25 protein-coding genes are annotated in these 24,824 nt (G+C 68.4%); 12 read left to right on the top strand and 13 right to left on the bottom strand.

Annotation, left to right across the window (positions count from 1 at the left end):
• Window positions 1-31: 31 nt before the first annotated feature.
• Together J2W14_RS06750 and J2W14_RS06745 are read left to right on the top strand one after the other, a co-directional pair.
• Window positions 32-721, top strand: coding sequence for a TetR/AcrR family transcriptional regulator (locus J2W14_RS06750; RefSeq protein WP_307460194.1), 690 nt, complete (start codon window positions 32-34; stop codon window positions 719-721).
• A gap of 57 nt (window positions 722-778) precedes the next feature.
• Window positions 779-1,390: a hypothetical protein gene (locus tag J2W14_RS06745; protein WP_307460191.1), complete on the top strand. Its 612-nt coding sequence runs from the start codon at window positions 779-781 to the stop codon at window positions 1,388-1,390.
• 81 nt (window positions 1,391-1,471) lie between these two features.
• Here the strand turns inward: J2W14_RS06745 and J2W14_RS06740 are convergent, their stop codons facing one another.
• Together J2W14_RS06740 and dapD are read right to left on the bottom strand one after the other, a co-directional pair.
• Entirely contained in the window at window positions 1,472-2,323 is an 852-nt protein-coding gene (locus tag J2W14_RS06740) for a hypothetical protein (protein WP_307460187.1), read from the bottom strand.
• A gap of 68 nt (window positions 2,324-2,391) precedes the next feature.
• Entirely contained in the window at window positions 2,392-3,402 is a 1,011-nt protein-coding gene (gene dapD / locus J2W14_RS06735; RefSeq protein WP_307460183.1) for a 2,3,4,5-tetrahydropyridine-2,6-dicarboxylate N-succinyltransferase, read from the bottom strand.
• Window positions 3,403-3,492: 90 nt separating this feature from the next.
• Between dapD and dapE the strand changes: the two genes are divergently transcribed.
• A complete protein-coding gene (dapE, locus tag J2W14_RS06730; RefSeq protein ID WP_307460180.1) occupies window positions 3,493-4,647 on the top strand; it encodes a succinyl-diaminopimelate desuccinylase in 1,155 nt (384 codons plus the stop codon).
• 170 nt (window positions 4,648-4,817) lie between these two features.
• On the opposite strand, the gene J2W14_RS06725 is transcribed toward dapE, so the two are convergent.
• The 4 genes from J2W14_RS06725 to J2W14_RS06710 all read right to left on the bottom strand — a co-directional run bounded on the left by J2W14_RS06725 (window position 4,818) and on the right by J2W14_RS06710 (window position 8,093).
• A complete protein-coding gene (locus J2W14_RS06725) occupies window positions 4,818-5,651 on the bottom strand; it encodes an amino acid ABC transporter permease (protein ID WP_307460178.1) in 834 nt (277 codons plus the stop codon).
• Window positions 5,648-6,298 carry an amino acid ABC transporter permease gene (locus J2W14_RS06720; RefSeq protein ID WP_307460175.1) on the bottom strand — a complete coding sequence of 217 codons (651 nt, stop codon included), beginning with the start codon at window positions 6,296-6,298 and terminating at the stop codon, window positions 5,648-5,650. Before J2W14_RS06720 ends, J2W14_RS06725 begins: the two co-directional genes overlap by 4 nt.
• A gap of 98 nt (window positions 6,299-6,396) precedes the next feature.
• Window positions 6,397-7,278 carry a glutamate ABC transporter substrate-binding protein gene (locus J2W14_RS06715; protein ID WP_307460172.1) on the bottom strand — a complete coding sequence of 294 codons (882 nt, stop codon included), beginning with the start codon at window positions 7,276-7,278 and terminating at the stop codon, window positions 6,397-6,399.
• 59 nt (window positions 7,279-7,337) lie between these two features.
• Window positions 7,338-8,093 carry an amino acid ABC transporter ATP-binding protein gene (locus J2W14_RS06710; RefSeq protein ID WP_307460170.1) on the bottom strand — a complete coding sequence of 252 codons (756 nt, stop codon included), beginning with the start codon at window positions 8,091-8,093 and terminating at the stop codon, window positions 7,338-7,340.
• Window positions 8,094-8,297: 204 nt separating this feature from the next.
• Here J2W14_RS06710 and J2W14_RS06705 point away from each other — a divergent pair, with 204 nt between their 5' ends.
• The 4 genes from J2W14_RS06705 (at window position 8,298) to J2W14_RS06690 (ending at window position 11,443) form a co-directional block, all read left to right on the top strand.
• Entirely contained in the window at window positions 8,298-9,254 is a 957-nt protein-coding gene (locus J2W14_RS06705) for a TIGR00730 family Rossman fold protein (RefSeq protein WP_307460167.1), read from the top strand.
• Between the two features lie 43 nt (window positions 9,255-9,297).
• The gene (locus J2W14_RS06700) at window positions 9,298-9,663 is read left to right on the top strand and encodes a DivIVA domain-containing protein (RefSeq protein WP_307460165.1); all 366 of its coding nucleotides are present in this window, start codon (window positions 9,298-9,300) and stop codon (window positions 9,661-9,663) included.
• Between the two features lie 95 nt (window positions 9,664-9,758).
• Window positions 9,759-11,042 carry a hypothetical protein gene (locus tag J2W14_RS06695; RefSeq protein WP_307460609.1) on the top strand — a complete coding sequence of 428 codons (1,284 nt, stop codon included), beginning with the start codon at window positions 9,759-9,761 and terminating at the stop codon, window positions 11,040-11,042.
• A 233-nt stretch (window positions 11,043-11,275) separates the two neighbouring features.
• Window positions 11,276-11,443 (top strand): DUF3117 domain-containing protein, encoded by a 168-nt coding sequence (locus J2W14_RS06690; protein ID WP_160664543.1) that lies wholly within the window; start codon window positions 11,276-11,278, stop codon window positions 11,441-11,443.
• Window positions 11,444-11,574: 131 nt separating this feature from the next.
• On the opposite strand, the gene J2W14_RS06685 is transcribed toward J2W14_RS06690, so the two are convergent.
• A complete protein-coding gene (locus J2W14_RS06685; RefSeq protein ID WP_307460162.1) occupies window positions 11,575-12,207 on the bottom strand; it encodes an O-methyltransferase in 633 nt (210 codons plus the stop codon).
• Window positions 12,208-12,489: 282 nt separating this feature from the next.
• On the opposite strand from J2W14_RS06685, the gene sigE reads away from it, so the two are divergent.
• The 3 genes from sigE (at window position 12,490) to J2W14_RS06670 (ending at window position 14,846) form a co-directional block, all read left to right on the top strand.
• Window positions 12,490-13,122 carry an RNA polymerase sigma factor SigE gene (sigE, locus tag J2W14_RS06680; protein WP_307460159.1) on the top strand — a complete coding sequence of 211 codons (633 nt, stop codon included), beginning with the start codon at window positions 12,490-12,492 and terminating at the stop codon, window positions 13,120-13,122.
• Between the two features lie 62 nt (window positions 13,123-13,184).
• The gene (locus J2W14_RS06675; RefSeq protein ID WP_307460157.1) at window positions 13,185-14,297 is read left to right on the top strand and encodes a hypothetical protein; all 1,113 of its coding nucleotides are present in this window, start codon (window positions 13,185-13,187) and stop codon (window positions 14,295-14,297) included.
• Window positions 14,298-14,453: 156 nt separating this feature from the next.
• Window positions 14,454-14,846 carry a Sec-independent protein translocase TatB gene (locus tag J2W14_RS06670; protein ID WP_307460155.1) on the top strand — a complete coding sequence of 131 codons (393 nt, stop codon included), beginning with the start codon at window positions 14,454-14,456 and terminating at the stop codon, window positions 14,844-14,846.
• Here J2W14_RS06670 and J2W14_RS06665 read toward each other — a convergent pair.
• From J2W14_RS06665 to J2W14_RS06655, 3 genes are read right to left on the bottom strand one after another with little or no spacing between them, the layout of a single operon-like run.
• Entirely contained in the window at window positions 14,843-16,009 is a 1,167-nt protein-coding gene (locus tag J2W14_RS06665) for an Mrp/NBP35 family ATP-binding protein (protein WP_307460149.1), read from the bottom strand. The two genes, J2W14_RS06670 and J2W14_RS06665, sit on opposite strands and share 4 nt — an antisense overlap.
• A gap of 11 nt (window positions 16,010-16,020) precedes the next feature.
• Window positions 16,021-16,845 carry a DUF1003 domain-containing protein gene (locus J2W14_RS06660; protein WP_307460146.1) on the bottom strand — a complete coding sequence of 275 codons (825 nt, stop codon included), beginning with the start codon at window positions 16,843-16,845 and terminating at the stop codon, window positions 16,021-16,023.
• Complete coding sequence (locus J2W14_RS06655) at window positions 16,826-18,109, bottom strand: magnesium transporter MgtE N-terminal domain-containing protein (protein ID WP_307460144.1); 1,284 nt, start codon at window positions 18,107-18,109, stop codon at window positions 16,826-16,828. Before J2W14_RS06655 ends, J2W14_RS06660 begins: the two co-directional genes overlap by 20 nt.
• A gap of 77 nt (window positions 18,110-18,186) precedes the next feature.
• Between J2W14_RS06655 and J2W14_RS06650 the strand changes: the two genes are divergently transcribed.
• Window positions 18,187-19,110 carry a general stress protein gene (locus J2W14_RS06650; RefSeq protein WP_307460140.1) on the top strand — a complete coding sequence of 308 codons (924 nt, stop codon included), beginning with the start codon at window positions 18,187-18,189 and terminating at the stop codon, window positions 19,108-19,110.
• Between the two features lie 139 nt (window positions 19,111-19,249).
• On the opposite strand, the gene J2W14_RS06645 is transcribed toward J2W14_RS06650, so the two are convergent.
• On the bottom strand, window positions 19,250-20,833 hold the full coding sequence (locus J2W14_RS06645) for an aminopeptidase P family protein (RefSeq protein WP_307460137.1): 1,584 nt from the start codon (window positions 20,831-20,833) through the stop codon (window positions 19,250-19,252).
• Window positions 20,834-20,926: 93 nt separating this feature from the next.
• Between J2W14_RS06645 and J2W14_RS06640 the strand changes: the two genes are divergently transcribed.
• Window positions 20,927-21,772 carry a PHP domain-containing protein gene (locus J2W14_RS06640; RefSeq protein ID WP_307460135.1) on the top strand — a complete coding sequence of 282 codons (846 nt, stop codon included), beginning with the start codon at window positions 20,927-20,929 and terminating at the stop codon, window positions 21,770-21,772.
• Window positions 21,773-21,865: 93 nt separating this feature from the next.
• On the opposite strand, the gene J2W14_RS06635 is transcribed toward J2W14_RS06640, so the two are convergent.
• Both J2W14_RS06635 and J2W14_RS06630 read right to left on the bottom strand, forming a co-directional pair.
• On the bottom strand, window positions 21,866-22,735 hold the full coding sequence (locus J2W14_RS06635; protein WP_307460132.1) for a DNA-methyltransferase: 870 nt from the start codon (window positions 22,733-22,735) through the stop codon (window positions 21,866-21,868).
• Between the two features lie 8 nt (window positions 22,736-22,743).
• Window positions 22,744-24,540: a DEAD/DEAH box helicase gene (locus J2W14_RS06630; RefSeq protein WP_307460129.1), complete on the bottom strand. Its 1,797-nt coding sequence runs from the start codon at window positions 24,538-24,540 to the stop codon at window positions 22,744-22,746.
• Window positions 24,541-24,824 lie beyond the last annotated feature (284 nt).

The following is a 24,824-nucleotide window of genomic DNA, read 5'->3' as shown; positions in this document are numbered from 1 at the left end:
CGTTCGCGCACATCCGTGCTAAAAAAGACGAATGCCCAAATTTGTCGACGCCGCTTTGCGGCGCCAAGAAGTGGTCGAAGCGGTTTTCCGGATCGTCGCAGCAGACGGGCTCGAAAGGGCCTCGCTCCGCGAAGTCGCGGACGAGGCCGAACTGGCGGTCGGATCGGTCCGGCACTACTTCGCCAGCAGCGACGAGCTCCTGGCCCACTCCTTCGGGGTCGTCGTGGACCGGATCGTCCGCCGGCTGGCGGCAGCCGATGAGCGCCTCGCGGAGTCGCAGCCCGGCACTCCGCAGCACCACGAGGGTGTATTAACCCTGCTGGGTGAGTTTCTTCCGCTGGATGAGGAGCGCGCCGTCGACGCCTGCGTCTGGATGGCGTTCAAGGCCGCGGCCAGGACCAAGCCGTTCCTCGCCCCGGAAGCGGACCGGAGCCACCGCGCCGTGGCCGCGATCGTCGGGCGGCTCGTGATGGAACTGTCCGCCGGCGCCGGGGCCGGCACGTCCGGAGCCGGGGCCAACGCGGCCGGGAACGACGCGGCTGAGCCCGACCCGGCGGCGGAGCAGCAGCGCCTCGTCACCGAAGCGGAACGGCTCCTGGCCACCCTGGACGGGCTCACCCTGCACGCCCTGCTGCAGCCCGAGTGGATGACCGCGCAGATGTGCAGCGACGTGTTGGAATCCCACCTCAACGGGCTGGGCAGCTACGCTGGCAGACATTAACGTGCGTTAACTTGGGGAATACACTGGAAACGTACGTCTTGCCAAGGAGGCAGTTGGATGCACCACACAGGCGGGCCGGGCTGGCGGATCACCATGGACACTTCGGGTCCGATGCTCATTGCACTGTACGTTCGCGACGCCGCCGGCCTGGACACCGCGGGGCACCCGGCACTCTGTCACGCGGCACCGAAGATCCGGCCCGCGGACCACACGCACCTCATTGCGGAGGTAGGCGGAATCAGTGCGCTCAAGACGGAGTGGGAAGCCTGGTGGGAGCAGCTCCTCAAGGCCCATCCCGAGATGTCGCCGGAACTGGGCCCGCCCGGCTTCCGCGCCTTCAGTAATTCCCCGGCCCTCCGGCGTGTGCTGCAGGCGCATTTCGGTGCGGCGCTGTCCTGGGCGCGGGAACGCCGCAGTGAGTACCTGGCCCTGGAGGCCGAACGTGAGGCCGCCGGCGGGGTGCAGCTGCTGCAGGACATGGTGGAGGACCGGCTGCTGGAGGTGGGCCGGGCCGCCAATGATTTCAACCTGACCATCATCGAGCTGCCGCTGGCCGAGCCGCGGGCCTGGTACCTGGAGCCGGACAAGATCATCATGAGCTCGGATCTGCTGTCCCAGCCGGAACTGTTCCGGAGCTATGTGCAGCCGGTAGTGGACCTGCTGGTCTGAGTCCGCACGGACCGCACGCACGGACCACACCAGGGGACCGCATGCACGGACCGCCGCACGGACGCACCTGCGGACGTGCCGCTACTGCGTCGGCGCCTCCGCGACAGTGACCCTGACCTGTCCCGCCGGGACCTCGGAGGCCTGCCAGCCGTTGCGGTCCTGCCGCGTCCAGCTGCGCCCCTCCGTCTGGACTTCCGTGATGGAGAGGGCCTTGGCGTTGGCAACCGCCCACTGGGCCACGGCCCACGCACGGTCACCCTCGGCCTCCAGGACGAGGGTGCGGCCCTCCGTGGATGCCGGGACCGCACCAAAGTCGGAGGTAAGGCGTTCCTGCACGGCCGCCGGGTCGCCGGCTGCGTCGGGGTCGCGCAGCGTGCAGTCGAGGCCCGCGGCGGTCTGTCCGGTCAGCGACGACGCAAAGGCGCGGGCCATCGCCTCGTGCTGGGCGTAGGCGTCCGGGTAGGCGGAACGCTGGACCCGCTGTGCGGCATCGGTGATTTCCAGCGTCTGGTAGCCCGGGACCTTCACCAGGGCATCGTAGAAGGCGTTGCTCGCGTGGTGCGGGTCCATCACCTGTTCCGTGGTGCCCCAGCCCTGCGAGGGGCGCTGCTGGAAGAGCCCGCGGGAGTCAGGGCCGGCCTGGTCACCGTGGCCGATGTTCCGGATCTTGGACTCCTGCATGGCCGTGGCCAGCGCGATGCTGGCGGCCCGGGCCGGGAGCCCGCGGCGGACGGCAACAGCCGTGATGAGACCGGCATTGGCCGCCTGGTCGGTGGCAAGCTGGGCAGTGCCGCCGCCCGCGGCCGTGCAGCGTTCGGTGATGAGGACTTCCGAGCGCTGGACGAACGCCAGGGCCGTGTACACCGCGCCCGCCACCAGGACCAGGGTCAGCAGCAGCACAACCCAACGGCGCAAGCTGCCTCTGCGTGCCACGAAAACTACTCCCTCAGGCCCGTCCGGGGCCGGTTCATCTGCTAACGGTTGGCTTTCCGCACCCAACCTTAGTTGGCGTGCAGGGCCTCGTTGAGTTCGACGGTCTGGCCCTTGCGCGGCAGGACCTCCACCTCGCCGGTGGAGGAGTTGCGGCGGAAGAGCAGGTTCGGGACGCCGGAGAGTTCCACGGCCTTGACGATCTGGCTGGTGTCCTCGCCGTCGGCGTCTTTGGCCCCGACCACACGGATGCGGGTTCCGGCCGTGACGTACAGGCCGGCCTCGACGACGGAGTCGTCGCCGATGCTGATGCCCACGCCGGAGTTGGCGCCCAGCAGGACCCGCTCGCCCAGGGAGATCTTTTCCTTGCCGCCGCCGGACAGGGTCCCCATGATCGAGGCGCCGCCGCCGACGTCGGACCCGTCACCGGCGACCACACCCGCGGAGATACGGCCTTCCACCATGGACGTGCCCAGGGTGCCGGCGTTGAAGTTCACGAAGCCCTCGTGCATGACCGTGGTGCCCTCGGCCAGGTGCGCGCCGAGGCGGACCCGGTCGGCGTCGGCGATGCGCACGCCGGAGGGGATGACGTAGTCGACCATGCGCGGGAACTTGTCCACACCGTAGACCGTGACGGCGCCGCGCTTGCGCAGCCGGGCGCGGGTCAGTTCGAAGCCCTCGACGGCGGCGGGCCCGAAGTTGGTCCACACGACGTTGGGGAGCTTGCCGAAGATGCCGTCGAGGTTGATGCTGTTCGGCTGAACCAGGCGGTGCGAGAGCAGGTGCAGGCGCAGGTAGGCGTCGGCGGTGTCGGCCGGGGCCTCGTCGAGGTGGATCTGGGCGAACACGACCTTCTGCTCGGTGCCGCGGTCGGCGTCGGCGCCGGTCGCGGCGATGTCGAGCAGCGACTGGTCCGCGTTCGCGACGTCGCGGAGGCTCTCCGTTGCGGTGCCGAGGGCCGGTGCCGGGAACCAGACGTCCAGCACGGTGGCGTCACCCTTGCCGGTGGCGATCGTGGCGACGCCGTAGCCATAGGCGGAGCGGGCGTCTGCGGGCACAGCGGAAGAAGCGGTTTCAGTCATGCCCCCAAGTCTATAGACGGCGCCCGCCGTCCCTGAAACCGGTGACAGCCCGGAGCGGCGCCGGGGGAGCGCAGCGGATAAAGTGGGACGGTGACTGCCCCGGACCTGAACTCACGCCCGAACTCCCGCCCCCATGCCGCCGCCCGCCTGGACCTCCGCCAGGACGTGGCGCTGCTGACCGCCAGGCTCATCGACATCTACAGCGTCTCCGGTGCGGAGCAGGAACTGGCCGACGCCGTGGAGCATGCCCTCCGCTCCATCCCGCAGCTGGAGCTGGTCCGCGACGGCGACTCGATCATTGCCCGCACCAACCTCGGCCGCGCCGAACGGGTCATCCTGGCCGGGCACCTGGACACGGTGCCGCTGCCGACCACGGAGGGATCCCTCGGGACCGTCCCGTCCTACTGGCCCTCGGGCTCGCCCGGCGAGGGGATCCTCTACGGCCGCGGTGCCACCGACATGAAGGGCGGTGTCGCGGTGCAGCTGGCGCTGGCCGCCGGGCTGTTCGACGGCGGCGCGGAGCCGGACAAGGACGTCACCTTCGTGTTCTACGACCACGAGGAAGTCGAGGCCGTCAAGAGCGGGCTCGGCCGGCTGGTGCGGAACCACGGCCACCTGCTGGGCGGCGACTTCGCGATCCTGCTCGAACCCACGCACGGGACCGTGGAGGGCGGGTGCAACGGCACCATGCGCTTCGAAGCGACCACGGTCGGCGAAGCCGCGCATTCGGCCCGGGCCTGGATGGGCAGCAACGCGATCCACGCCGCAGCCCCGATCCTGGCCCGGCTCGCGGCCTACGAGCCACGGACCATCACCGTGGACGGCCTCGACTACCGGGAAAGCCTCAACGCCGTGAAGGTCAACGGCGGGACCGCCGGCAACGTCATCCCGGACCGGTGCGTCGTGGAAATCAACTACCGCTTCGCCCCGGACAAGACCCCGGAACAGGCGGAGCAGCATGTCCGGGACCTGCTGGAGGGATTCGACGTCGTCCGCACCGACAGCGCCGCCGGCGCCCGGCCGGGACTCAACCACCCCGCCGCCGCGTCCTTTGTCGCCGCTGTGGGGGCCGCGCCCAAGCCCAAGTACGGCTGGACCGACGTCGCGCGCTTCAGTGAACTGGGCATCCCGGCGGTGAACTTCGGGCCCGGGGACCCGCTGCTGGCGCACAAGGACAACGAACACGTCGAGGCCGAGGCGGTCCGCGAATGCCTCCGGGTCCTGCGGAGCTGGCTCACGGCCTGACTCAGGCAGGACAGCAGCCAATACAGCAGGCAACACAGCAGGCGGTACCGCCGGGAACGCCACAGGCGTTGCAGCCGGCAACACAAAAGGTCCGGAACCCCTCGCGGGATTCCGGACCTTTTGTGCGTGCGGTGCAGCCTTGGTGCGGCGCAGGCTGCGCCGCCGGGGACCTACTTGACCGGGATCTCGGCGACCGGAACGTGGACGACGCCGCCGGCGGCCTTCTTGGAACCGCGCTTCTCGATCCAGATCGCGAGCCGGGAAACGGAGAAGTTGATGGCGATGTAGATGGCCGCCGCCACAAAGAACACCGGGAACAGGTAGTCCGGGCCGAGGAAGTCGGCCATGATCTGCACTTTGCGCAGCAGTTCCTCGTAGGACACGATGTAGCCGAGCGAGGTGTCCTTCAGCAGCACCACGAGCTGCGCCACGAGCGAGGGCAGCATGCGCCGGATCGCCTGGGGCAGTTCGATGCTGCGCCGGGACGCGAAGCTGGTGAGGCCGATCGCGAGGCCGGCTTCACGCTGGCCCTTCGGCAGCGACTGGATGCCGGCGCGGATGATCTCGGCGAAGATCGCCGAGTTGTACAGCACCAGGCCGGCGACGACGGCGGCGAAAGGAGCGGTCGCGAACACCAGCAGCACGAAGAACATCATCAGGACCACGGGCATGCCGCGCAGGAACTCCAGCACGATCCGGGTCGGGATGCGGATCCACGCAACGTCGGAGATGCGCATGAGGCACAGCACGAGCCCCAGCGGGAACGCGATGACGGCGGCGAGCGCCGCGGCGGAGAGTGTGGCGATGATGCCGTTGCCGATCAGCACCCAGACCTCGGGAATCTGGAAGACGGCCCAGCGTTCGGGTTCGAAAATTCCCTGCGCGGCGAGGATGGAGACCGCCCACCAGAGCAGCCCGGCAATCGCGACGGCTCCGACGATGGAGCCGATCAGGGAGACGCGGCGGGCCTTGGGGCCGGGGACGTCGTAAAGGACCGAAGTCATCGGGCGATCGCCACCTTTCGTTCAACCAGGTTGGCGAGGTAGCCAAGGGGGACGGTGATCAGCAGGTAGAAGAACGCGACGCCGACGAGGACCCACAGCACGGCGTCGCCGTGGGCGTTGGCGAGCTGACGGCCGTAGCCGAAGAGTTCCAGGACGTAGAAGGCGCCGGCCACCGAGGAGTTCTTCACCAGGGCAATGAGGATGTTGATCAAGGGCGGGATCACCGTGCGCAGCGCCTGCGGCAGGATGATCAGGGTGAGGACCTGGCTGAACTTCATGCCGATGCTGCGGGCGGCCTCGGCCTGGCCCACGGGGACGCTGTTGACGCCGGAGCGCACGGCTTCGGCGATGAAGGCCGAGGTGTAGGCGCTCAGGGCGATGATGGCGGCGACCTCGAACTGCTGGAACGTCACCCCAAGCCGGGGAAGGACCACGGCGGCGAAGAAGAACGCGATGGTCAGCGGGGTGTTCCGGACGATCTCCACGTACGTCATGCTGAAGCCGCGCAGGGCGGCGATGGGCGAGACACGGGCTGCTGCGAGCAGGGTGCCGAAAATCAGTGCGAAGATCCCCGAGACCACGGACAGGAAGAGGGTTCTGAGAAAACCGTCCACATATGCGGGAAGGTTTTCAATGATGACGTCCATAGGTTCCTTAGGCTGCCTTGCGGGAAGTGGAGCGGGAGACGGAAATGGCGGTTACCGGGGCCGCGTCGGGCGCGTACCCCGGCAACCGCCACACCTGGCTAGTAGCGGTCGATCGTGGGAAGGGCGGGAGCGGTCTTGATGACAGTTCCGGCGGTGTCTTCCCAGGCCTTCTTGTAGGAACCGTCCTTATCGAAGGCTTCCAGCTGGTCATTGATCCACATGCGGAAGGCGGTGTCGTCCTTCTTCAGGCCGATGCCGTAGGGCTCCTTGGTGAAGGTCTGGTCCGAGGCCAGCTTGAAGGCGTCCGGCTCCTTGGCCACGAAACCGGCAAGGATGACGTTGTCGGTGGTGATCGCTTCGACCTGCTTGTTGCGCAGCGGCTCGAGGCAGGCGGAGTAGGTGGCAGCCGGGACGAGGACTGCTCCGTACTTCTCGACGATCGTGGCGGCCGGGGTGGAACCGGTCACGGAGCAGACGTTCTTGCCCTTGACGTCTTCGGGCTTGGTGATGGACGTGTTGTCCTTGTTGACCATCAGTGCCTGGCCGGCCTCGTAGTACGGGCCGGCGAAGTCGACTTCGGTCTTGCGCTTGTCGTTGATCGTGTAGGTGGCGACGATGAGGTCGACCCTGCCCTGCTTGATGAACTGCTCGCGGTTGGCGGAGACCGTCTCGACCCACTCGATCTTGTCGGCGGCGATGCCCAGCTTGGCGGCGATCAGCTTGCCGATTTCGACGTCGAACCCGATGGGCTTGCCGTCGAGGCCCTTCTGGCCGAACAGGGGCTGGTCGAACTTGGTGCCGATGATGATCTTGTCGGCGGATGACAGCTTGGCCATGGTTGAATCGGCAGCGAAGCTCGGCTTCTCGGCCACGGGCGGGTTGGAAGAGGAGGTGCTGCCGCCGCAGGCGCTCAGGCTGAGGGCCAGAGCCGCGGACGCGGCAACCAGAAGGGATTTCCTTCGGGTCAAAAATGCCATCATGACGTACCTTTCATTGGACGGCCGCCTTGCGGCGGCCAGGGTGCGAACTCGGAGGGAACTCAGTGGGTCAGCAGCTTGGAGAGGAAGTCTTTGGCGCGGCTGCTCTTGGGGTTGGTGAAGAACTCTTCGGGAGTGGAGTCCTCGACGATCTGGCCGCCGTCCATGAACACCACGCGGTGCGCGGCCTTGCGGGCGAAGCCCATCTCGTGGGTGACCACGATCATGGTCATGCCCTCCTTGGCCAGCTGGATCATGACGTCGAGGACCTCGTTGATCATTTCCGGGTCCAGGGCGGAGGTCGGCTCATCGAAGAGCATGACCTTCGGCTTCATGGCGAGGGCGCGGGCGATCGCGACGCGCTGCTGCTGGCCGCCGGAGAGCTGGGCCGGAAGTTTCGGCGCCTGGTGCCCGACGCCGACGCGCTCCAGCAGGGCCATCGCGTCCTTGTCGGCCTCGGCCTTGGAGAGGCCCTTGACCTTGATCGGGCCGAGCGTGACGTTTTCAAGAATCGTCTTGTGGGCGAAGAGGTTGAAGGACTGGAAGACCATCCCGACGTCGGCGCGCAGCTTGGCGAGTTCCTTGCCCTCGGCGGGCAGTACCTTGCCATCGATCTTGATCACGCCGTCGTCGATGGTCTCGAGGCGGTTGATGGCACGGCACAGCGTTGACTTGCCGGAACCCGACGGTCCGATGACGACAACAACCTCGCCCTTGCGGACATCCAGGTTGATGTCCTTCAGGACGTGCAACTCGCCGTAGTGCTTATTGACGGCATTCAGGGAGACGAGGGCATCGCCGGGCACTTGAGTAGTCATAAGAAGAATCTAGCGAACATCCGCAGATTATGACCGCAATCACTCCCACTTCCTACAGATCGTGATTCAAGAGATACCTGCAGGTCAGCCTGCCAGCGGCGTCCTCGGGTAGCCTGTGGAGCCGGCCGGGCATCCTGCGCCGCCGCCCGCACGTCCGGGCCGTGCCGGACCGGCGCCGGCGGGGAACCGCGCTAACCTGTGGACATGAGTACCGATCCGCAGCAAGAGGGGCCCCCGGCCGCCGCCGGAAAATCCGCCGGAAAATCCGCCGGAAATCAAGCCGGCAAAACAGCCGGTAAAACAGCCGGGGAGACAGCCAAACAGGCCGCCGCAAAGACCGCCGGCGAAACCCGCGACATTCCGGCCCCGGCCGGGATCAGGCACAAGGGCCCGCTGGAGCTGCGGCGCAAAGCCGCCAAGGTCACGATGTCCGACCGGACCCTGCTGGACACGAAGGGACCCGGACAGTTCGTCCACACTGACCCGTGGCGCGTCCTCAGGATCCAAAGCGAGTTCGTGGAAGGGTTCGGCGCGTTGGCCGACCTGGGCCCGGCGGTCAGCGTCTTCGGCTCGGCACGGACCGTGCCCGGCAGCCTGAACTATGAACTCGCCGTCGAGGTGGGGCGCCAGCTGGCCGAAGCCGGGCTGGCAGTGATCACCGGCGGAGGACCCGGCTCGATGGAGGCTGCCAACAAGGGCGCCGTGCAGGGCAACGGGGTGTCCGTGGGGCTCGGCATCGAGCTGCCCTTCGAACAGGGGATGAACCAGTGGGTGGACCTGGGCATCAACTTCCGCTACTTCTTCGCCCGCAAGACCATGTTCGTGAAGTACGCCCAGGGGTTCATCGTGCTGCCGGGCGGCCTCGGCACGCTGGACGAACTCTTCGAAGCGATGGTGCTGGTCCAGACCCGGAAGGTCACCTCCTTCCCGATTGTCCTGATCGGAACAGCGTTCTGGAGTCCCATGGTGGAGTGGATCCAGAACACGCTGGTGGCCGAGGGAATGATGTCCGAGGAGGACCTGGACCTGCTGCAGGTCGTCGATGATCCGGCGCTCGCCGTGGAGCTCGTGGTGGAAGGTGCCGCCCGGCACCGGAACCCCAACGGCACCGGCGCCGGGAACGGGAACGGCACCGGACCCGCCGGCGGCACGCGGGGCTGACGGGCCACCCGCCGGACCCGCCGGCGTCTGGCACGATGGGGGAGTGAGCTTCTTCCTGATCTTCGTGGCGATTGCGCTCGTCGGCGCCGCTTTCCTCCTCGGCACCGGCCGGGCATCGAGGTTCTTCCGCGGCCGCCGCGGGACGGACGCCGGTGAGCTGCGGGCCCTGGATGACGGCTTCGACCAGCCGGTCGCCAACCTCCCGCCGGTGCTGCTGCCCGCCGAGGCGGAGCCGGCCGACGTCGACCGTCTCCGGTTCGCCATTGGCCTGCGGGGCTACCGGATGGATCAGGTGGACCAGGTGCTGGACGAGCTCCGGGACCAGCTCGCCACGAAGGACCGGAAAATCGCGGACCTCGGGGCCGAACTGGGGCGGCGCCGGCGGCAGGGACCGGAGCGGGCCCCGTGAGCAGCGACCCGCCAAAGGGGCACCTGCCGGCGGCAGTGCAGCCGCACCGCCGCGAGGAACCGGCAGACGGAACGCGCAGCTCCGGGCTGCGGGACCTGACTGCCGCGGCCCGGGGCAGCGTCGCAGCTGCGGCGGGCCGGGCGGCGCACTGGCCCTGGTGGGTCCAGGTGGGCGGCCTCTATGTCGCCGCCCGGTTCGTCAGTGCCTGCATTTTCATGGCCGCGGCCCTGCACCAGGGCGTGAACCCCTGGTTTCCCGCGAAGCCGGACTACTGGTCCTTTGTCAACATCTGGGATGCCCGCTGGTACGGCGAGATCCTCCTGAACGGCTACCCTGACGTCCTTCCGACCGACGGGGCCGGGAACGTCCAGGAGAACGCCTGGGCGTTCTATGCGCTCTTTCCTGTGCTGGGCCGCGTGGTCGCAGGGGTGACCGGACTGCACCCGGCGTTCAGCCTGACGCTGATCGCCATGGTGTGCGGGCTGGGCGCGGCACTGGTCATCTACCGACTGTTCCGGCACAAGGCATCGCACCGGACGGCGCTCTGGGGAACGGTGTTCGTTGCCACCTTTCCGGTGTCCCCGGTGCTCCAGGTGCCCTACGCCGAGTCGCTGAACCTGCTCCTGCTGGCTTCTGCCCTGCTGTTGGTGGTGACACGCCGCTACCTGTGGGCCCTGCCCGTCGTCGTTCTGATGTGCCTGTCCCGGCCGACCGGCGTGCCGTTCGCGGCGATGGCGGGGCTGCTGTTCCTTTTCCGGGGGTGGCAGTCCTACTCGGCGTTCCGCCGCCCGGCACGCGGGGATGACCCGGACCCGGCGGGCGGCGGGCAGCCGGGCGTCGTGCCGCACACCGTCGTGCCGCACACCGGCACCCAGCTCTGGTCCCTCGCCGGACTGACGGCGGTCAGCGGACTGGGGGCCCTGATGTGGCCGGGGATCGCCTGGGCAGTGACCGGAGACATCGAGGCCTACACCAAGACCGAAACCGTCTGGCGCGGCCACGACCTCGTGCCGTTCAAGCCCTGGTTCGACACCGGCATCCTGCTCTTCGGGCCGGTGCTGGGGGTGCTGGCGCCGTTCGTTTTCGTCGCACTGTTCGCCTTGCTCCTGATGAGCCGTCCGGTGCGGGCGCTGGGCACGGAACTGCGGCTGTGGTGCGCCTGCTACATGGGCTACCTGCTGCTTTTCCTGCACCCGCAGACGAGCACTTTCCGGATGCTGCTTCCGCTGTTCCCGCTGGCACTCGCCGCGGCCCTCATCTCCCGGTCCCGCGCGTACCGCGTCACCGTGGTGGTCATGTTCGTGCTGCTGCAGATTGTCTGGATCGTCTGGCTGTGGGCCTGGGCTCCGCTGCCCGGCGGTGGGGACTATCCGCCGTGACCCACGGCACCTTTGGCGGCCGCCGACGCGAGCACGACGCGGCGCGTCGGAAAGTCCAACGATTAGCTACAGCCGCGTTGTTACGCGATAATAGTTGGTAAGCAAGGACAAGAAGCAAACTGAGTATGTGGCCCTGATGGCACCCATCATGGCCGCCGGGCAGCTTGATTGACTAAGCGGACGCAGCCCGGCCGGGCTGGTATGTCACTGGACTAATGGAGGGGATATTCCTTATGGCGGCAATGAAACCACGCACCGGCGACGGCCCGATGGAAGTTACCAAAGAAGGACGAAGCTTGATCATGCGTGTTCCGCTCGAAGGCGGCGGACGGCTCGTGGTCGAACTCAATTCCGCCGAAGCTGCCAACCTGAAGGAATGCCTCGTCGGCGTTACCGAATAGCGTCAATGAACACTTGACAGCGGGCGGGGCCCGCAGCCGGATGGCTGCGGACCCCGCCCGCTTTTTGCTGTCCTGCGGCGGAGTTGCCCGCCGCCCTCGACCGTCAGTTACCGACGGCTACTTTTGGACAGCTACTTTTTGACGGCGACCAACAGGCCGTCGCCGGTGGGCAGCATGGCCGACGCGAGGCGGTCGTCGTCGCGGATGGCCCTGCCCACCTGGCGCAGGATCACGGTGGTGGCGTCCCGTGCGGCCGGGTTGGCGACGCGGTCCTTGTCCAGCGCATCGTTGACGATCAGCAGGCCGCCGGACTTGAGCAGGCGGATGGCCTGCTCCACGTAGCCGGGGTAGTTCGGCTTGTCGGCGTCGATGAAGACCAGATCGTAGGCGGCGTCTGTCAGCCGGGGAAGGACGTCGCGGGCCCGACCGGAAATGGTCCGCGTGCGGTTGGCCGGGCTGCCGGCTTCCTGGAACGCTTCCCGTGCGGCTTTGAGGTGTTCGACGTCGACGTCGATAGTGGTCAGTACGGCCTGCGGACCCAGGCCGCGCAGGATGCAGACGCCGGAGACGCCCGCGCCGGTGCCGATTTCAACAGCGGTCTGGGCCTTGGAGGCGGCGGCCAGGACGGTCAGGACGGCCCCGACGCCCGGGCCGACGGGGGTGACGCCCAGTTCGAAGGACCGTTCGCGCGCGTGCAACAGGACCTCATCCTCGGCAGGCAGATCTTCTGCGTAGGACCAGCTCGTGGACTTATCGGCGCTCATGGATTTCGCTTTCTGGGCGGGAGGGGGGTTGTTCCCTCCAGCGTACTGTGTCAGGTGGTACCCGGCCGGGAGGCGCCCCCGCTGCGGCGGTCACACTGCGGCCCCGGCGGCCGGTTTCTGCCGTGGGCGGAAGGACCGCCAGCGTCAGGAAATTCCCAGCTTGATTTGAAATGATGGTTATCCGCTCATCCGCGAGGTGATCGGCGCCGAATCAAGGATGCAGGTGCTTGCAGCCGCAAGCACCGTCCACGGCGTAAGCACCATCCACGAGGGGAGCGGACAATGTCGATAGCGGCAGCTGTCCCTGCAACTGAAGAGTCCCAGCCCGCGGCAGAGGCCGAGTGGGTCCGGCCCACCTGGGAGGAAGTGGTGACCAACCACTCCGCAAAGGTGTACCGCCTCGCGTACCGGCTCACCGGCAACAAGTACGACGCCGAGGACCTCACCCAGGAAGTGTTTGTCCGCGTCTTCCGTTCGCTGGAGAACTTCAAGCCGGGAACGCTCGACGGGTGGCTGCACCGGATCACGACCAATCTCTTTTTGGACCAGGCGCGACGCAAGAGCCGCATCCGCTTCGACGCCCTGGCCGACGACGCCGAATCCCGTTTGCCCGGACGCGAGCCCGGCCCCGAGCAGAGCTTCGAGTTCAACAATCTGGACATTGACGTGCAGGCCGCGCTGGAGGAACTTCCCCCGGATTTCCGCGCCGCCGTCGTCCTCTGCGACCTGGAAGGCCTGTCCTACGATGAGGTCGCCGAGGCGCTGGACATCAAGCTCGGCACGGTCCGCTCCAGGATCCACCGCGGCCGGACCATGCTGCGGGAGAAGCTTGCACACCGCGACCCGCGGCCGCAGACCGCCAAGGCCTCGCTGAAGCCGCGGCTGAAGATGCCGCGCATCGCCGGTCTCCTCTGACCCGAGCAATGCGTCTGCTGAAACGACTGCTCCGGGGCCCGCACGAACGGCAGCCCCGGCACTTGGACTCATGCGCGGAATGCCGGCTCCAGCAGCGCCGGGAACGCCAGTACCTGGAGCGGCTGCGCAGCGCCGACGTGCCCGTGGCCAGCAATGACCTCACCGCACGGCTGCTCGAACGCACCGCGGACCTGGCCCGCCACGAACCGCCGGGCGCCCCGCCGGCGGCCCGCGGATTCCGTCCCGCCCGCGGTTTCCGGCCTGCCCTTCGGGCCGCGGTGCTCGTCGCCGGGACCGCGGCAGCCGCCACCGCGTTGCTCGGCGGATCGGCCTACCTGATGGGCGGGGACCGCGCCCCGACGTCCGCCGGCGCATCCGCCCCCGTCTTCCTGCAGCGCGACCTTGCCGCCTCGGGGGCTGCTGCCGCCGTCGAGGCCGGGCCCGGGGCGCCGACGGGGTGGAGCCTCACCGGCGAACCCGATTTCACCCCGGCCGGAGCACTCACGGACGACCAGCTCGCGTCCCTGCGCTCCGCGGGCTGGACCTGCCCCGAACTGCGCGAACTCGGCTACCACCTCGTCTGGGCCAGGGCCGGGGTGCTCGCCGGCGGCGACATCCTGGAACTGCGCCTCACCGACGGCCGGAGTTTCGCCACCGTCCTGGAACAGCACAGCGTCGCACCGGGCAGCAGCGACACCCAGGAGCGTGACGCCCGGGACCGTGACGCCCGGGACCGTGACGCCCAGGAGAGCGGCGTGCGCGGGCAGACCGGCAGCCCGGGCGCCGGGCCGCAAACCGCCCCGCCGGCACCGATGAACGTGCTCACGGGCCGCCCGGCGACGTCGGACGGCTTCACCGCCGCAGCGGTCCCGGCAGTGACCGGCGCGGCGGGCGACGGGGCAGGGGCTGGCCGCGGGACGCTGTGGGTCCACCGTGCCGCACCCTTCGCCGCGATCTACCAGGCGGGCGACGTCACCTTCACCTACGTCTCGGACCGCCCGGCCGAGCAGGCCGACGACGGCGTGGCGGCCCTCGTGCGGGCCCGTGCCGCGGCAGCGGATCCGGCTGGCAGCGGGGCACAGGGGCAGGTCGAAACCGTCGACGGCGCCGGGGACAATTTCGCCGCGCGGCTGGAGCGCGGCCTCGGCAGGATCATGGAGCTGCTGGCCCCGTGACCGGCCGATGCCGGGCCGAGGTGAGAGCTCGCGCCCATGGGCTGCACCGTAATGGGCACGAAATCTCACCTCGGCGGCGGCACCAGCTGCGGGGGCACGCGCCGTGTGTCACGGCCGAATCGTCCCAGCCCCGATTGAGAGGGTAATCTTCCTACAGTGCTTGGAATCAACGGACCGGAGTTTGTACTTCTGCTGATCATCGGCCTTCTGGTGATTGGTCCCAGCAGGCTGCCCGAATACACCCAGAAACTTGCCAACATCGTCAAGGAAGTCCGCCGGATGGCGTCGGGCGCGCGGGAGCAGATCAAGGAAGAAGTCGGCATCGATATCGATGACGTCGACTGGAAGAAGTACGACCCCCGGCAGTACGATCCCCGCCGGATCATCAAGGAAGCGCTGCTGGAGGATGACACCAAGCCGGTCAGCGCCGGTGCCCCGGCGGTAGCCACCGTGGCGGCAGCCGCGGCGGCCGCGGCCCGCCCGCCGGCCCGGATTGTCGAGCGGCTCCCGGACGGCGAGCCGGCGCCCTTCGATTCCGAAGCGACCTAACGAGGCTGCAGGCCCAGCGGCTTTCCCCTGAGCCCGCGCGGGACTGAGGCAAGCCTCCCGGCGATGTCCAGCAGTGCTACGGCCGCCGGCGTTTCCGGACGTCCCAGCACCAGGGGAATCCCGGCGTCGCCGCCCTCCCGCAGCAGGATGTCCATCGGGATCTGTCCCAGCAGCGGAACGTCCGTGCCCACCGTGGCGGACAGCCGCTCGGCGAGCACAGCGCCGCCGCCGCTTCCGAACAGCTCCATCCGGCCGCCGTCGGGCAATTCCAGGTACGACATGTTTTCCACGACGCCGGCGACGCTCTGGCCGGTCTGGGTCGCGATGGCGCCCGCCCGCTCCGCCACGTCCGCGGCGGCAGCCTGGGGGGTGGTCACGACGAGGATCTGGGCCTTGGGCAGCAGCTGGGCCACGGAGATGGCGATGTCGCCGGTACCGGGCGGAAGGTCCAGGAACAGCGCGTCGAGATCGCCGAAGTAGACGTCGGTGAGGAACTGCTCCAGGGCGCGGTGCAACATGGGGCCGCGCCACGCGACCGGCTGGTTGCCGGTGACGAACATGCCGATCGAGATGACTTTGACCCCGTACGCCACCGGCGGCAGGATCATGTCATCCACGCGGGTGGGGGTCTGGGTGATCCCCATCAGCGCCGGGACGGAGAAGCCGTAGACGTCCGCGTCCACAATCCCCACGCGCAGCCCCTGGGCGGCCAGCGCGCAGGCGAGGTTCACCGTCACGGAGGACTTGCCCACGCCGCCTTTGCCGCTCGCGACGGCGTAGACCTTCGTCAGCGAGCCGGGGTCGTTGAACGGGATCCCGCGCTGCCCGCCGGCGCCGCGCAACTGCTCCTTGAGCGCGTCGCGCTGCGCCTGCGTCATGACCTTCAGGTCGACCTCGACGCCGGTGACCCCGGGCACGGCGGAGAGCGCCGCCTCGCAGTCGGCGGTGATGGTTCCGCGCAGCGGGCAGCCGGCAATCGTCAGCAGCACCGCGACCCGGACCCGGCCGCCGTCGGAAACCTCCACCGCGTCCACCATGCCGAGCTCGGTGATGGGGCGGCGAAGCTCTGGATCGATGACGGTGGCGAGGGCGGCATGCACGGCCCCGTCCAGAGGGGAGGCCGCGGGGATGCCCTGGGTTGTGCTGTCCTGGCTGGGGTTCATGCGGTGACGGCTCAGTTCTCGGGGGAAGCGGGGTGCGCGGGTGCGCCGGCGTTGTCCGGCCCGGCACCCTGGAGGGTGTCCGGCCCGGCACCCTGAAGGGTGTCCGGCGCCAGAGTGTCCGGCCCGGTGCCGGGTTTCCTGGCGGATTTGCGGTCGTTCCTGTCGGACTTGATCCGGGGCATTTGCTGGGTCCGGGGGCTGCGCTGCTTGTCGCGGCGGTCCTTCAGCTTGTCCTTGACCTTGTCCCGCGGCGTCTCGTGGACGCCGGCCGAAGGATCGTGGGTGCGCAGTTCCTCCTGCGCTTCCAGCATGTCCTCAAGCAGGCTGCGCAGTTCGGTCCGGACGTAGTCGCGGGTGGCGACTTCGCGCAGGGCGATCCGCAGCGAAGCGAGCTCCCGGGTCAGGTATTCGGTGTCGGAGAGGTTGCGTTCCGCGCGCTGGCGGTCCTGCTGGAGGGAGACGCGGTCGCGGTCGTCCTGCCGGTTCTGGGCCAGGAGCAGCAGCGGCGCGGCGTAGGAGGCCTGCAGCGAGAGCATCAGGGTCAGCAGGGTGAAGCCGAGCGCCCGGGAATCGAACTGCCACTCCACCGGGGCGAAGGTGTTCCAGACGAGCCAGAGGAGGACAAACACGGTCATGTAGACCAGGAACTGCGGCGTGCCCATGAAGCGGGCAAAGCCTTCCGTGGTCTGGCCGAAGGCGTCCGGGTTGGGTGAAAACTTCGGCAGGATCCGCTGGCGGCCGCTCAGGGGTGTATCGAGGCTTCCCTTGGCCGATTTGCTGCCCGGCCGGACGTGGGGGTTCCGTGGTGTGCTGTTATCAGCCAATGCGGCCTCCAAGCTTCCTTATCGGGACATCGTCCTCGTGGGCGCGCCAGTCATCGGGCAGCAGATGATCCAGCACATCGTCAACAGTCACCGCCCCCACAAGCCGACCGTCGCTGTTGACGACGGGGAGCGAGTTGAGGTTGTAGGTCGCCAGCGTGCGGGCGACCTCGCTGATGTGGGCCTGGTCCGACACCGGCTCCAGGGTCTTGTCCACCAGGTTGCCCAGCGGCTCGGGCGGCGGGAAGCGCAGCAGCTGCTGGATGTGGACGACGCCGAGGAACCGGCCTGTCGGCGTCTCCAGCGGCGGCCGGGCAATGAAGATCGACGACGCCAGGGCGGGGGAGAGCTCTTCCCGGCGGACATGGGCCAGGGCCTCGGCGACGGTGGCTTCCGGGGGCAGGATGACCGGGACCGGGGTCATCAGGCCGCCGGCGGTGTCCTCGTCGTATTCGAGCAGCCTGCGGACGTCTTCGGCGCCCTCGGGTTCCATCAGCTGGAGCAGTTGTTCGGCCTGGGCGCTGGGCAGTTCCGCGAGGAGGTCGGCGGCGTCGTCCGGGTCCATTTCCTCCAGCACGTCCGCGGCACGGTTCACGTCGAGGGCGGAGAGAATCTCCACCTGGTCGTCTTCGGGCATCTCCTGCAGGACGTCGGCGAGGCGTTCGTCCTGCAGTTCGCTGGCGACCTCGAAGCGGCGCTTGTCGCTCATCTCGTGCAGGGCTTCGGCGAAGTCCGCAGGATTGAGGTCCTCGTGGGTCGCGACGAACTGGGTGGCGGCCTGGGGTTCGGTGCGCGCGTCCGGGTGCGCGTCGGCCCAGTCGATAATCAGGGTCTCGTTGCGCCGCAACCGGCTCAGCGGGGAGAGGGAATGGCCGCGGCGGACAAAGAGCTTGCTGACAAACCAGTCACCGGAGCGGTGCTTGTCCATCGCAATGTCCTCGATCGTGGCGTCCCCGCTGCCGTCGGCGAGCGTGACACGGCGGTCGAACATCTCGGCCACGACGAGGGTTTCCGCGCCGCGCTGTTCGAAGCGCCGCAGGTTCACCAGCCCGGTGCAGATGATCTGGGTCTGGTCGATCGAGGTGATCCGGGTCATCGGCACGAAAACGCGCTTCTTCCCGGGAACCTCGACGACGATGCCCACCACGTGCGGGGCGCCCCGGGTTCCGCGGGAGAGCACGACGACGTCGCGCAGCCGGCCCAGACGGTCACCCAGTGGGTCAAAGACGTCCAGTCCGAGGAGGCGCGCGACAAACACCCGCGAAAGATTTGTGCTCACCTGTACAGGCTACCGAGTCCGCTCTCTTTTAGCTGAATTTACAGCCGGTGCCCAGCCGGATAGGTAAGAATAGGCGTATGTCAAACATTTTTGGTGCTCCCAGGGCTGGCGCCCCCAACGGCCCGGACGAGGCCCGCAGTGTCCCCAAGGGCGACACCGTCGGTTCCTACAATTCCTACCTGGATGCCCAGAAGGCGGTGGACTACCTCGCGGACCAGCAGTTCCCGGTGCAGATGGTCTCGATTGTCGGCAATGACCTGAAGATGGTGGAGCGGGTCACCGGCCGGCTCACCTACCCCCGGGTGGCCCTGTCGGGTGCACTGAGCGGCATGTGGTTCGGCCTGTTCGTGGGCATCATGCTCTCCTTCTTCTCCACCACGCCGGGGTATTTCTCCATCGTGACCTCCGTGCTCATGGGCGCGGCCTTCTTTATGCTGTTCGGCATCGTCACGTATGCCATGCAGAAGGGCAAGCGCGACTTCACATCCACCAGCCAGGTGGTGGCGACGAACTACGACGTCGTGGTCTCCTTCGAGGCGGCGAACGAGGCGCGGCGCCTGCTCCACCAGCTTCCGATGACCCAGCATGACGCCTCGGCGTCCGCCGGATCGGCCGGTTACACCCAGCGCGACTACCAGCACCAGCCGTACCAGCCCGGTCCCGGGCAGGGCGTCCAGCAGCCGGGCCAGCACGGCCACGCCCCGCAGCGCCCCGCGGCCTGGAACGACCCCTACGGCCAGCGCACGCCCGAGGCCGGCGGCCAGCCGGCCGAAGGCCAACAAGCGCCAGCCCAGCAGCCCGGCGGCCAGCCGGCCGAAGGCCAGCAGACAGAGCACGCCCACCAGCCGGCAGAGCCTGCCCATACCGCGGCGGAGACGGAAGAGGCACCCAAGACGCCCGGGTTCGCCTATCCGGACCTGCCGGACGGCCGCCCGCAGTACGGGGTCCGCGTCACCGATACGCCCAAGCAGGGTCCCGACGAGGGCGGTTCGCAGCACTGACCGGCAACGCAGAAGGCCTCCGCCCCGGAGTGATCCGGGCGGAGGCCTTCTGCGTGTCAGCGTCAGCGTCGCAGCTTCAGCGTGTCATGTCAGCGCCAGCGTGGCGTCGCAGCGCCAGCGAAGCCGGGCGGGCGCGGCATTAGACCGCCGGGCCGTCAGCTTCCTGGTAGATTCCCGCCATCCAGGATTCGACGTCGTCGGCCTTGCGGGGCAGGGCCGCACTGAGGTTGACCGGGCCGTCGGCGGTCATGAGGATGTCATCCTCGATGCGGACGCCGATGCCGCGGTATTCCTCCGGGATCGCCAGGTCCTCGTCCTTGAAGTACAGCCCGGGTTCGATCGTGAAGACCATGCCGGGGGTGAGGACACCGTCGAGGTACAGTTCGCGCTTGGCCTGGGCGCAGTCGTGCACGTCGAGGCCGAGGTGGTGGCTGGTGCCGTGCGGCATCCAGCGGCGGTGCTGCTGGCCCTCGGCGCTGATGGCCTCCTCCACGGAGACCGGGAGCAGGCCCCAGGCGGCCAGCCGTTCCGCCAGCACGGTGGTCGCGGCGGTGTGGATGTCGCGGAACCGGGTGCCGGGCTGGGCGGCGGCAAAACCGGCGTCGGCGGCGTCCAGCACAGCCTCGTAGACCTTGCGCTGGATCTCGGAGAAGGTGCCGTTGGCCGGCAGGGTGCGGGTGATGTCCGCGGTGTAGAGCGAATCCGCCTCGACGCCGGCGTCGAGCAGCAGCAGTTCGCCGGCGTTGATCTTGCCGGTGTTCCGGGTCCAGTGCAGCACTGTGGCGTTGTTGCCGGAGGCCGCGATGGTGTCGTAGCCGAGCTCGTTGCCTTCCTCCCGGGCGCGGGCGAAGAACGCGCCCTCGACGACACGCTCGCCGCGCTGGTGGGTGAGCGCCCGCGGCAGGACCTTGACGACCTCCGTGAAGCCCTGCACCGTGGCGGCGACGGCGGTCTTCATCTGCTCGATTTCCCACTCATCCTTGAGCAGGCGCAGTTCGGAGAGGGCCTCGGAGAGCTTCTCGTCGAGCGCGTCCAGGATGCCCATGTCCAGGTTCTCCGGGTCCTTGGCGGTGTTGTAGCGGGCGGTGTCCACGAGGGCGTCGATGTTCTCGTCGACCTTCCGCACCAGCCGGATGGAGATCCCGCCGATTTCGGGGGCACCCACGTTCTTGGTGATGCCCAGTTCGAGTTCGCTGATGTCCGCGGTGTCCAGGCCGAGGAGGGCCTTGAACTGGGCCAGGGTGGGGCGGGCGCCGATCCAGAATTCGCCGGCCCGGGAGTCGGCGTAGAACTGCTCGGTGTCGCGGCCGGCCAGCGGGCGGAAGTACAGCGTCGCGTGGTGGTGGCCGCCGTCGTCGCCCCTGCCTGCCTCCACGGGCTCCAGGATGAGCACGGCATCGGGCTCGTGGTCCAGGCCCAGGCCGGTCAGGTGCGCGAAGCCGGAGTGCGGCCGGAAGCGGTAGTCGCAGTCGTTCGAGCGGACCTTCAGCGGACCGGCCGGAATGACCAGGCGTTCGCCCTTGAACTTCTCTGAGATGGCGCGCCGGCGGGTGGCGGCGTGGCCGGCGACGGCGTCGCGTTCCGGGAGCTGCTCGCTGGACGGGGCCCAGTTGCTGGCCATAAACGCCTTGAAGGCGTCGGAGCTGGGCCGCTGCGAGCGGTTGTTGACGCGCTCATCGAGGGGCTGGGAAGCGGAGACTTGGGTGTTATCTGCATCTTTCACCGTCCCATAGTCTCACCAGCGGAGCGGCTTAGGCCAACAGGCCTGCGGGGTCCATCCCGGGCGCCGCGGGGGGCGATCTACTAGGCTGGTGAGGTGAAGATCGACCTGCATGCCCACTCGAATGTATCCGACGGCACCCAAGCGCCCAGCGCGGTGATGGACTCGGCGGCGGAGGCGGGGCTCGACGTCGTCGCCCTGACCGACCATGACTCCACCGACGGCTGGGCGGAGGCCGCACTCGCTGCGCGCGGGCACGGTGTGGCGCTGGTTCCGGGGATGGAGATTTCTTGCCGGACGATCGAGGGGATCAGCGTGCACCTCCTCAGCTACCTGCACGACCCGGCGCACCCTGGGCTGCTGGAGGAAATCACCAAGGCCAAGGATGCGCGCTTCACGCGGGCCGAGCGGATGGTCAGCCTCCTCGCGGAGGACTATCCGCTGAGCTGGGACGACGTTATCCACCATGTGGCGCCCGGTGCCACCATGGGCCGGCCGCACATCGCCGACGCCCTCGTCGCCGCGGGCGTGGTGGCGGACCGCAGCGAGGCATTCGATTCCATCCTGACCTCGCACTCACGCTACTACGTGCAGCACTACGCCCCGGACCCGGCGTTCGCCGTCGAACTCGTCCGTGCCGCCGGCGGCGTGCCGGTGTTCGCCCACCCGGTGGCGTCCGCCCGCGGACGGATCGTGGGGGAGCGGGTCTACCAGGAAATGATCGACGCCGGGCTGGCCGGGCTGGAAATCGACCACCGCGACAATCCCGAGGAGGGCAGGGTGTTCCTGCGCAAACTCGCGGACCGGCACGGGCTGCTGGTCACAGGGTCCTCCGACTACCACGGCGCCGGGAAGCCGAACCGGCTGGGCGAGAACCTGACCTCACCCGAAGTCTTTGCCCGGATCGAGGAACAGGGAACCGGAACCCCGGTGGTGCGCTGACGAAACGGACGCCCTCCCGCCCCGCCCCGTTGACCTTGCAGCTTTGGTCCCTACCGGGCCGGAATGGCCGCCACAAGTGATAGCGCTTCGGGGCTAACTTGGAAAAACAGTGAAGGCTGCGTGCGGGGTGAGCCGTTTGGCCATGACGTCGATGGCCGGCTGGTTCTGGTCCACGCAGACGAACCTGCGGTCGAGCTTCGCGGCGACGGCGCCCAGCGTGCCCGAGCCGGCGAAGAAGTCCAGGCACCAGTCACCGGGCCGGCTGGAGGCTGCCACCACGCGGCGGATCAGCCCCTCGGGCTTCTGCGTCGGGTAGCCGGTCTTTTCCTTGCCGGTGGGGGAGACGATGGTGTGCCACCAAACGTCGGTGGGCAGCTTGCCGAGTTCCCGTTTGGCCGGTGTCACGAGTCCGGGCGCCATGTAGGGCTCCCGGTCCACTTCGGCGCTGTCGAAGTGGTACTTCGCCGGGTTCTTGACGTACACGAGGATATTGTCGTGCTTCGTGGGCCAGCGGTACTTGGCGCGGGCGCCGTAGTCGTAGGCCCAGATGATCTCGTTCAGGAAGCACTCGCGGCCGAAGATCGCGTCCAGCATCACCTTGGCGTAGTGCACCTCACGGTAGTCCAGGTGCAGGTACAGGGTGCCGTCGTCGGCGAGCAGCCGCCAGGCCTCGACGAGGCGCGGCTCCAGGAAGGTCCAGTAGTCGCTGAACGCATCGTCGTATTTGTGCAGCGCGCCCTTGATCGTGTCGTAGGAACGGCCCTTGAACCCGACCCGGTCGCCGTCGCCGCCGGTGTTGAGCACCATTTTGGTTTCCTGGCGCTTTTGGACCCGGCCGGTGTTGAAGGGCGGATCCACGTAAATGAGTGTGAAGGCGCCGTCCGGCAGCGTCGGGAGGTACGCCGCGTTGTCCGCGTGTACCACCAGGTTGCTGCCGTCCGGCGCCCAGACGGTGTCAGTCATGTAGGGGTTTAGGCCTCGGTGCTGCCTGCCGGAGCCCCGGCCTGTGCCTCGCCTGCGACCACTTCGCCGTTGTGGCGGCGGGTGCGGGTGCGGCGGCGTGCGCGGGTGGCGCGGTCGACCTCGGTCGGCGCGGCCGCGGCGGTCCTGGCCGGTGCCTCGGCGGCGGGGCCGGTGCTGGCTTCAGCAGCCTCGGCCGGACGACGACGGCGGTCGCCGGAGCGCCCGCTGTCCTTGGCGGCGGTGGCGCCGCCGCTGCGGCGGGTGTCGCGGCTGCCGTCGCGGCTGCCTCCCGTGGTGCGGCCGCCGTCACGGCCGCCGCCGGTGGCGCCGGCGTCGCGTCCGCCGGTCCGGGCGCTGTCACGTCCGCCGGTGCGGGCGCTGTCACGTCCGCCGGTGCCCTGGCCCGTGCGGGGGGCGTTCTTCTTGCCGGTCTCGCCCAGGTCCTCCAGGACCTCGGCGTCGACGCCGGCCAGCACACGCTTGTCGCGGGGCAGCCGGCCCTTGGTGCCCTCGGGGATGTCGAGTTCCTCGAAGAGGTGCGGGGAGGAGGAGTAGGTTTCCACGGGCTCCGGGACGCTCAGGCCCAGGGCCTTGTTGATCAGGCCCCAGCGGGGCATGTCGTCCCAGTCGACGAAGGTCACGGCGGTGCCCTTGTTGCCGGCACGGCCGGTGCGGCCCACGCGGTGCAGGTAGATCTTTTCGTCTTCAACGCACTGGTAGTTGATGACGTGGGTGACGTCGTCGACGTCGATGCCGCGCGCGGCAACGTCGGTGGCCACAAGGACGTCCACCTTGTTGTTGCGGAAGGCGCGCAGCGCCTGCTCGCGGGCGCCCTGGCCGAGGTCGCCGTGGATGGCGGCGGCGGCGAAGCCGCGGTCCACCAGTTCCTCGGCAACCTTGGCTGCGGTGCGCTTGGTCTTGGTGAAGATGATGGTGCGGCCGCGGCCGCGGGCCTGCAGGATGCGGGCGACGACCTCGATCTTGTCCATGCTGTGGGCACGGTAGATCAGCTGGCGGATGTCGCGCTTGGTCAGGCCCTCGTCATCGGGGTCGGCCGCACGGATGTGGGTCGGCTTGGTCATGTAGCGGCGCGCCATGGCGACGACGGGACCGGGCATGGTGGCCGAGAACAGCAGGGTCTGGCGGACGGCGGGTGTGCCGGCGATGAGGGTCTCGACGTCCGGGAGGAAGCCGAGGTCCAGCATCTCGTCGGCTTCGTCAAGGATGACCATCTTGACGTTCTTCAGCACGAGGTGCTTCTGCTTGTACAGGTCGATGAGGCGCCCGGGGGTGCCGACGACGACCTCGACGCCCTTCGTCAGTGCCTCGACCTGCGGCTCGTACGCACGGCCGCCGTAGATCGTGGTGATGCGGGCGTTGCGCTTGCGGGCGGCGTTCTGCAGGTCATTGGCGACCTGGACGGCGAGCTCGCGGGTCGGCACGATCACGAGGGCCTGCGGGGCGCCGGGTGCGGGCAGCGAGTCGTAGCCGGCATCGTCCGGCCCGACGACGCGCTGCAGCGCCGGGATGCCGAAGCCGAGGGTCTTGCCGGTGCCGGTCTTGGCCTGGCCGATGATGTCGTGGCCGCTGAGGGCGACCGGCAGGGTCATGGCCTGGATCGGGAAAGGGTGCGTGATGCCGGCGTCGGCCAGCGATTCCACGATGTCGGCGCGGACGTTGAAGTCGGCGAAGGTCTTCTCGGCTATCTCGTGCGGCTTCTCGTCCGAGATGATGGTCTCTTCCGGCTCGAGCGTTTCCGTTCCGGATTCGTCGGTCAGAAGCTGGTGCGTATGCAATTCACTCACTAGGGGAGTTTCCTTATTCATTTTGGGCTGCGCTGCTTGCTCAACGGGGCCGGCCGGGAGGCCGTTCCGGAGCACGCTCAGGCGCGCAGGCAATTCCAGTGGAAGCCGATCGCGGGCTATCTAAATGCTGGCACTGGGGACCAGCGGGTCTGTCTCAAGATCGCGTAGGGGCGGGCTTGTTGAATTCGAAAATCAAGGAAATCAACGACCGGGCATCCATATCTACCCTTCCAGTCTAGCTGTACGCGACCCTGATCCCCGACTGACACCGCAGACGGCGCGCG

Origin of the sequence: Pseudarthrobacter oxydans, from assembly GCF_030812335.1 — a bacterium.
Classification (GTDB): domain Bacteria; phylum Actinomycetota; class Actinomycetes; order Actinomycetales; family Micrococcaceae; genus Arthrobacter; species Arthrobacter oxydans_B.
The sequence above is the reverse complement of the archived record's forward strand: the minus strand, read 5'-3'. Positions and strand labels throughout refer to the sequence as shown.

Coding starts and splice junctions, on each gene's coding strand:
- dapD (WP_307460183.1), bottom strand. CDS start 3,402: ATGACTGAAACCGCTTCTTCCGCTGTGCCCGCAGACGCCCGCTCCGCC.
- J2W14_RS06705 (WP_307460167.1), top strand. CDS start 8,298: ATGAGTACCGATCCGCAGCAAGAGGGGCCCCCGGCCGCCGCCGGAAAA.
- sigE (WP_307460159.1), top strand. CDS start 12,490: ATGTCGATAGCGGCAGCTGTCCCTGCAACTGAAGAGTCCCAGCCCGCG.
- J2W14_RS06685 (WP_307460162.1), bottom strand. CDS start 12,207: ATGAGCGCCGATAAGTCCACGAGCTGGTCCTACGCAGAAGATCTGCCT.
- J2W14_RS06745 (WP_307460191.1), top strand. CDS start 779: ATGCACCACACAGGCGGGCCGGGCTGGCGGATCACCATGGACACTTCG.
- J2W14_RS06690 (WP_160664543.1), top strand. CDS start 11,276: ATGGCGGCAATGAAACCACGCACCGGCGACGGCCCGATGGAAGTTACC.
- J2W14_RS06750 (WP_307460194.1), top strand. CDS start 32: ATGCCCAAATTTGTCGACGCCGCTTTGCGGCGCCAAGAAGTGGTCGAA.
- J2W14_RS06725 (WP_307460178.1), bottom strand. CDS start 5,651: ATGACTTCGGTCCTTTACGACGTCCCCGGCCCCAAGGCCCGCCGCGTC.
- J2W14_RS06710 (WP_307460170.1), bottom strand. CDS start 8,093: ATGACTACTCAAGTGCCCGGCGATGCCCTCGTCTCCCTGAATGCCGTC.
- J2W14_RS06715 (WP_307460172.1), bottom strand. CDS start 7,278: ATGATGGCATTTTTGACCCGAAGGAAATCCCTTCTGGTTGCCGCGTCC.
- J2W14_RS06650 (WP_307460140.1), top strand. CDS start 18,187: ATGTCAAACATTTTTGGTGCTCCCAGGGCTGGCGCCCCCAACGGCCCG.
- J2W14_RS06635 (WP_307460132.1), bottom strand. CDS start 22,735: ATGACTGACACCGTCTGGGCGCCGGACGGCAGCAACCTGGTGGTACAC.
- J2W14_RS06665 (WP_307460149.1), bottom strand. CDS start 16,009: ATGAACCCCAGCCAGGACAGCACAACCCAGGGCATCCCCGCGGCCTCC.
- J2W14_RS06720 (WP_307460175.1), bottom strand. CDS start 6,298: ATGGACGTCATCATTGAAAACCTTCCCGCATATGTGGACGGTTTTCTC.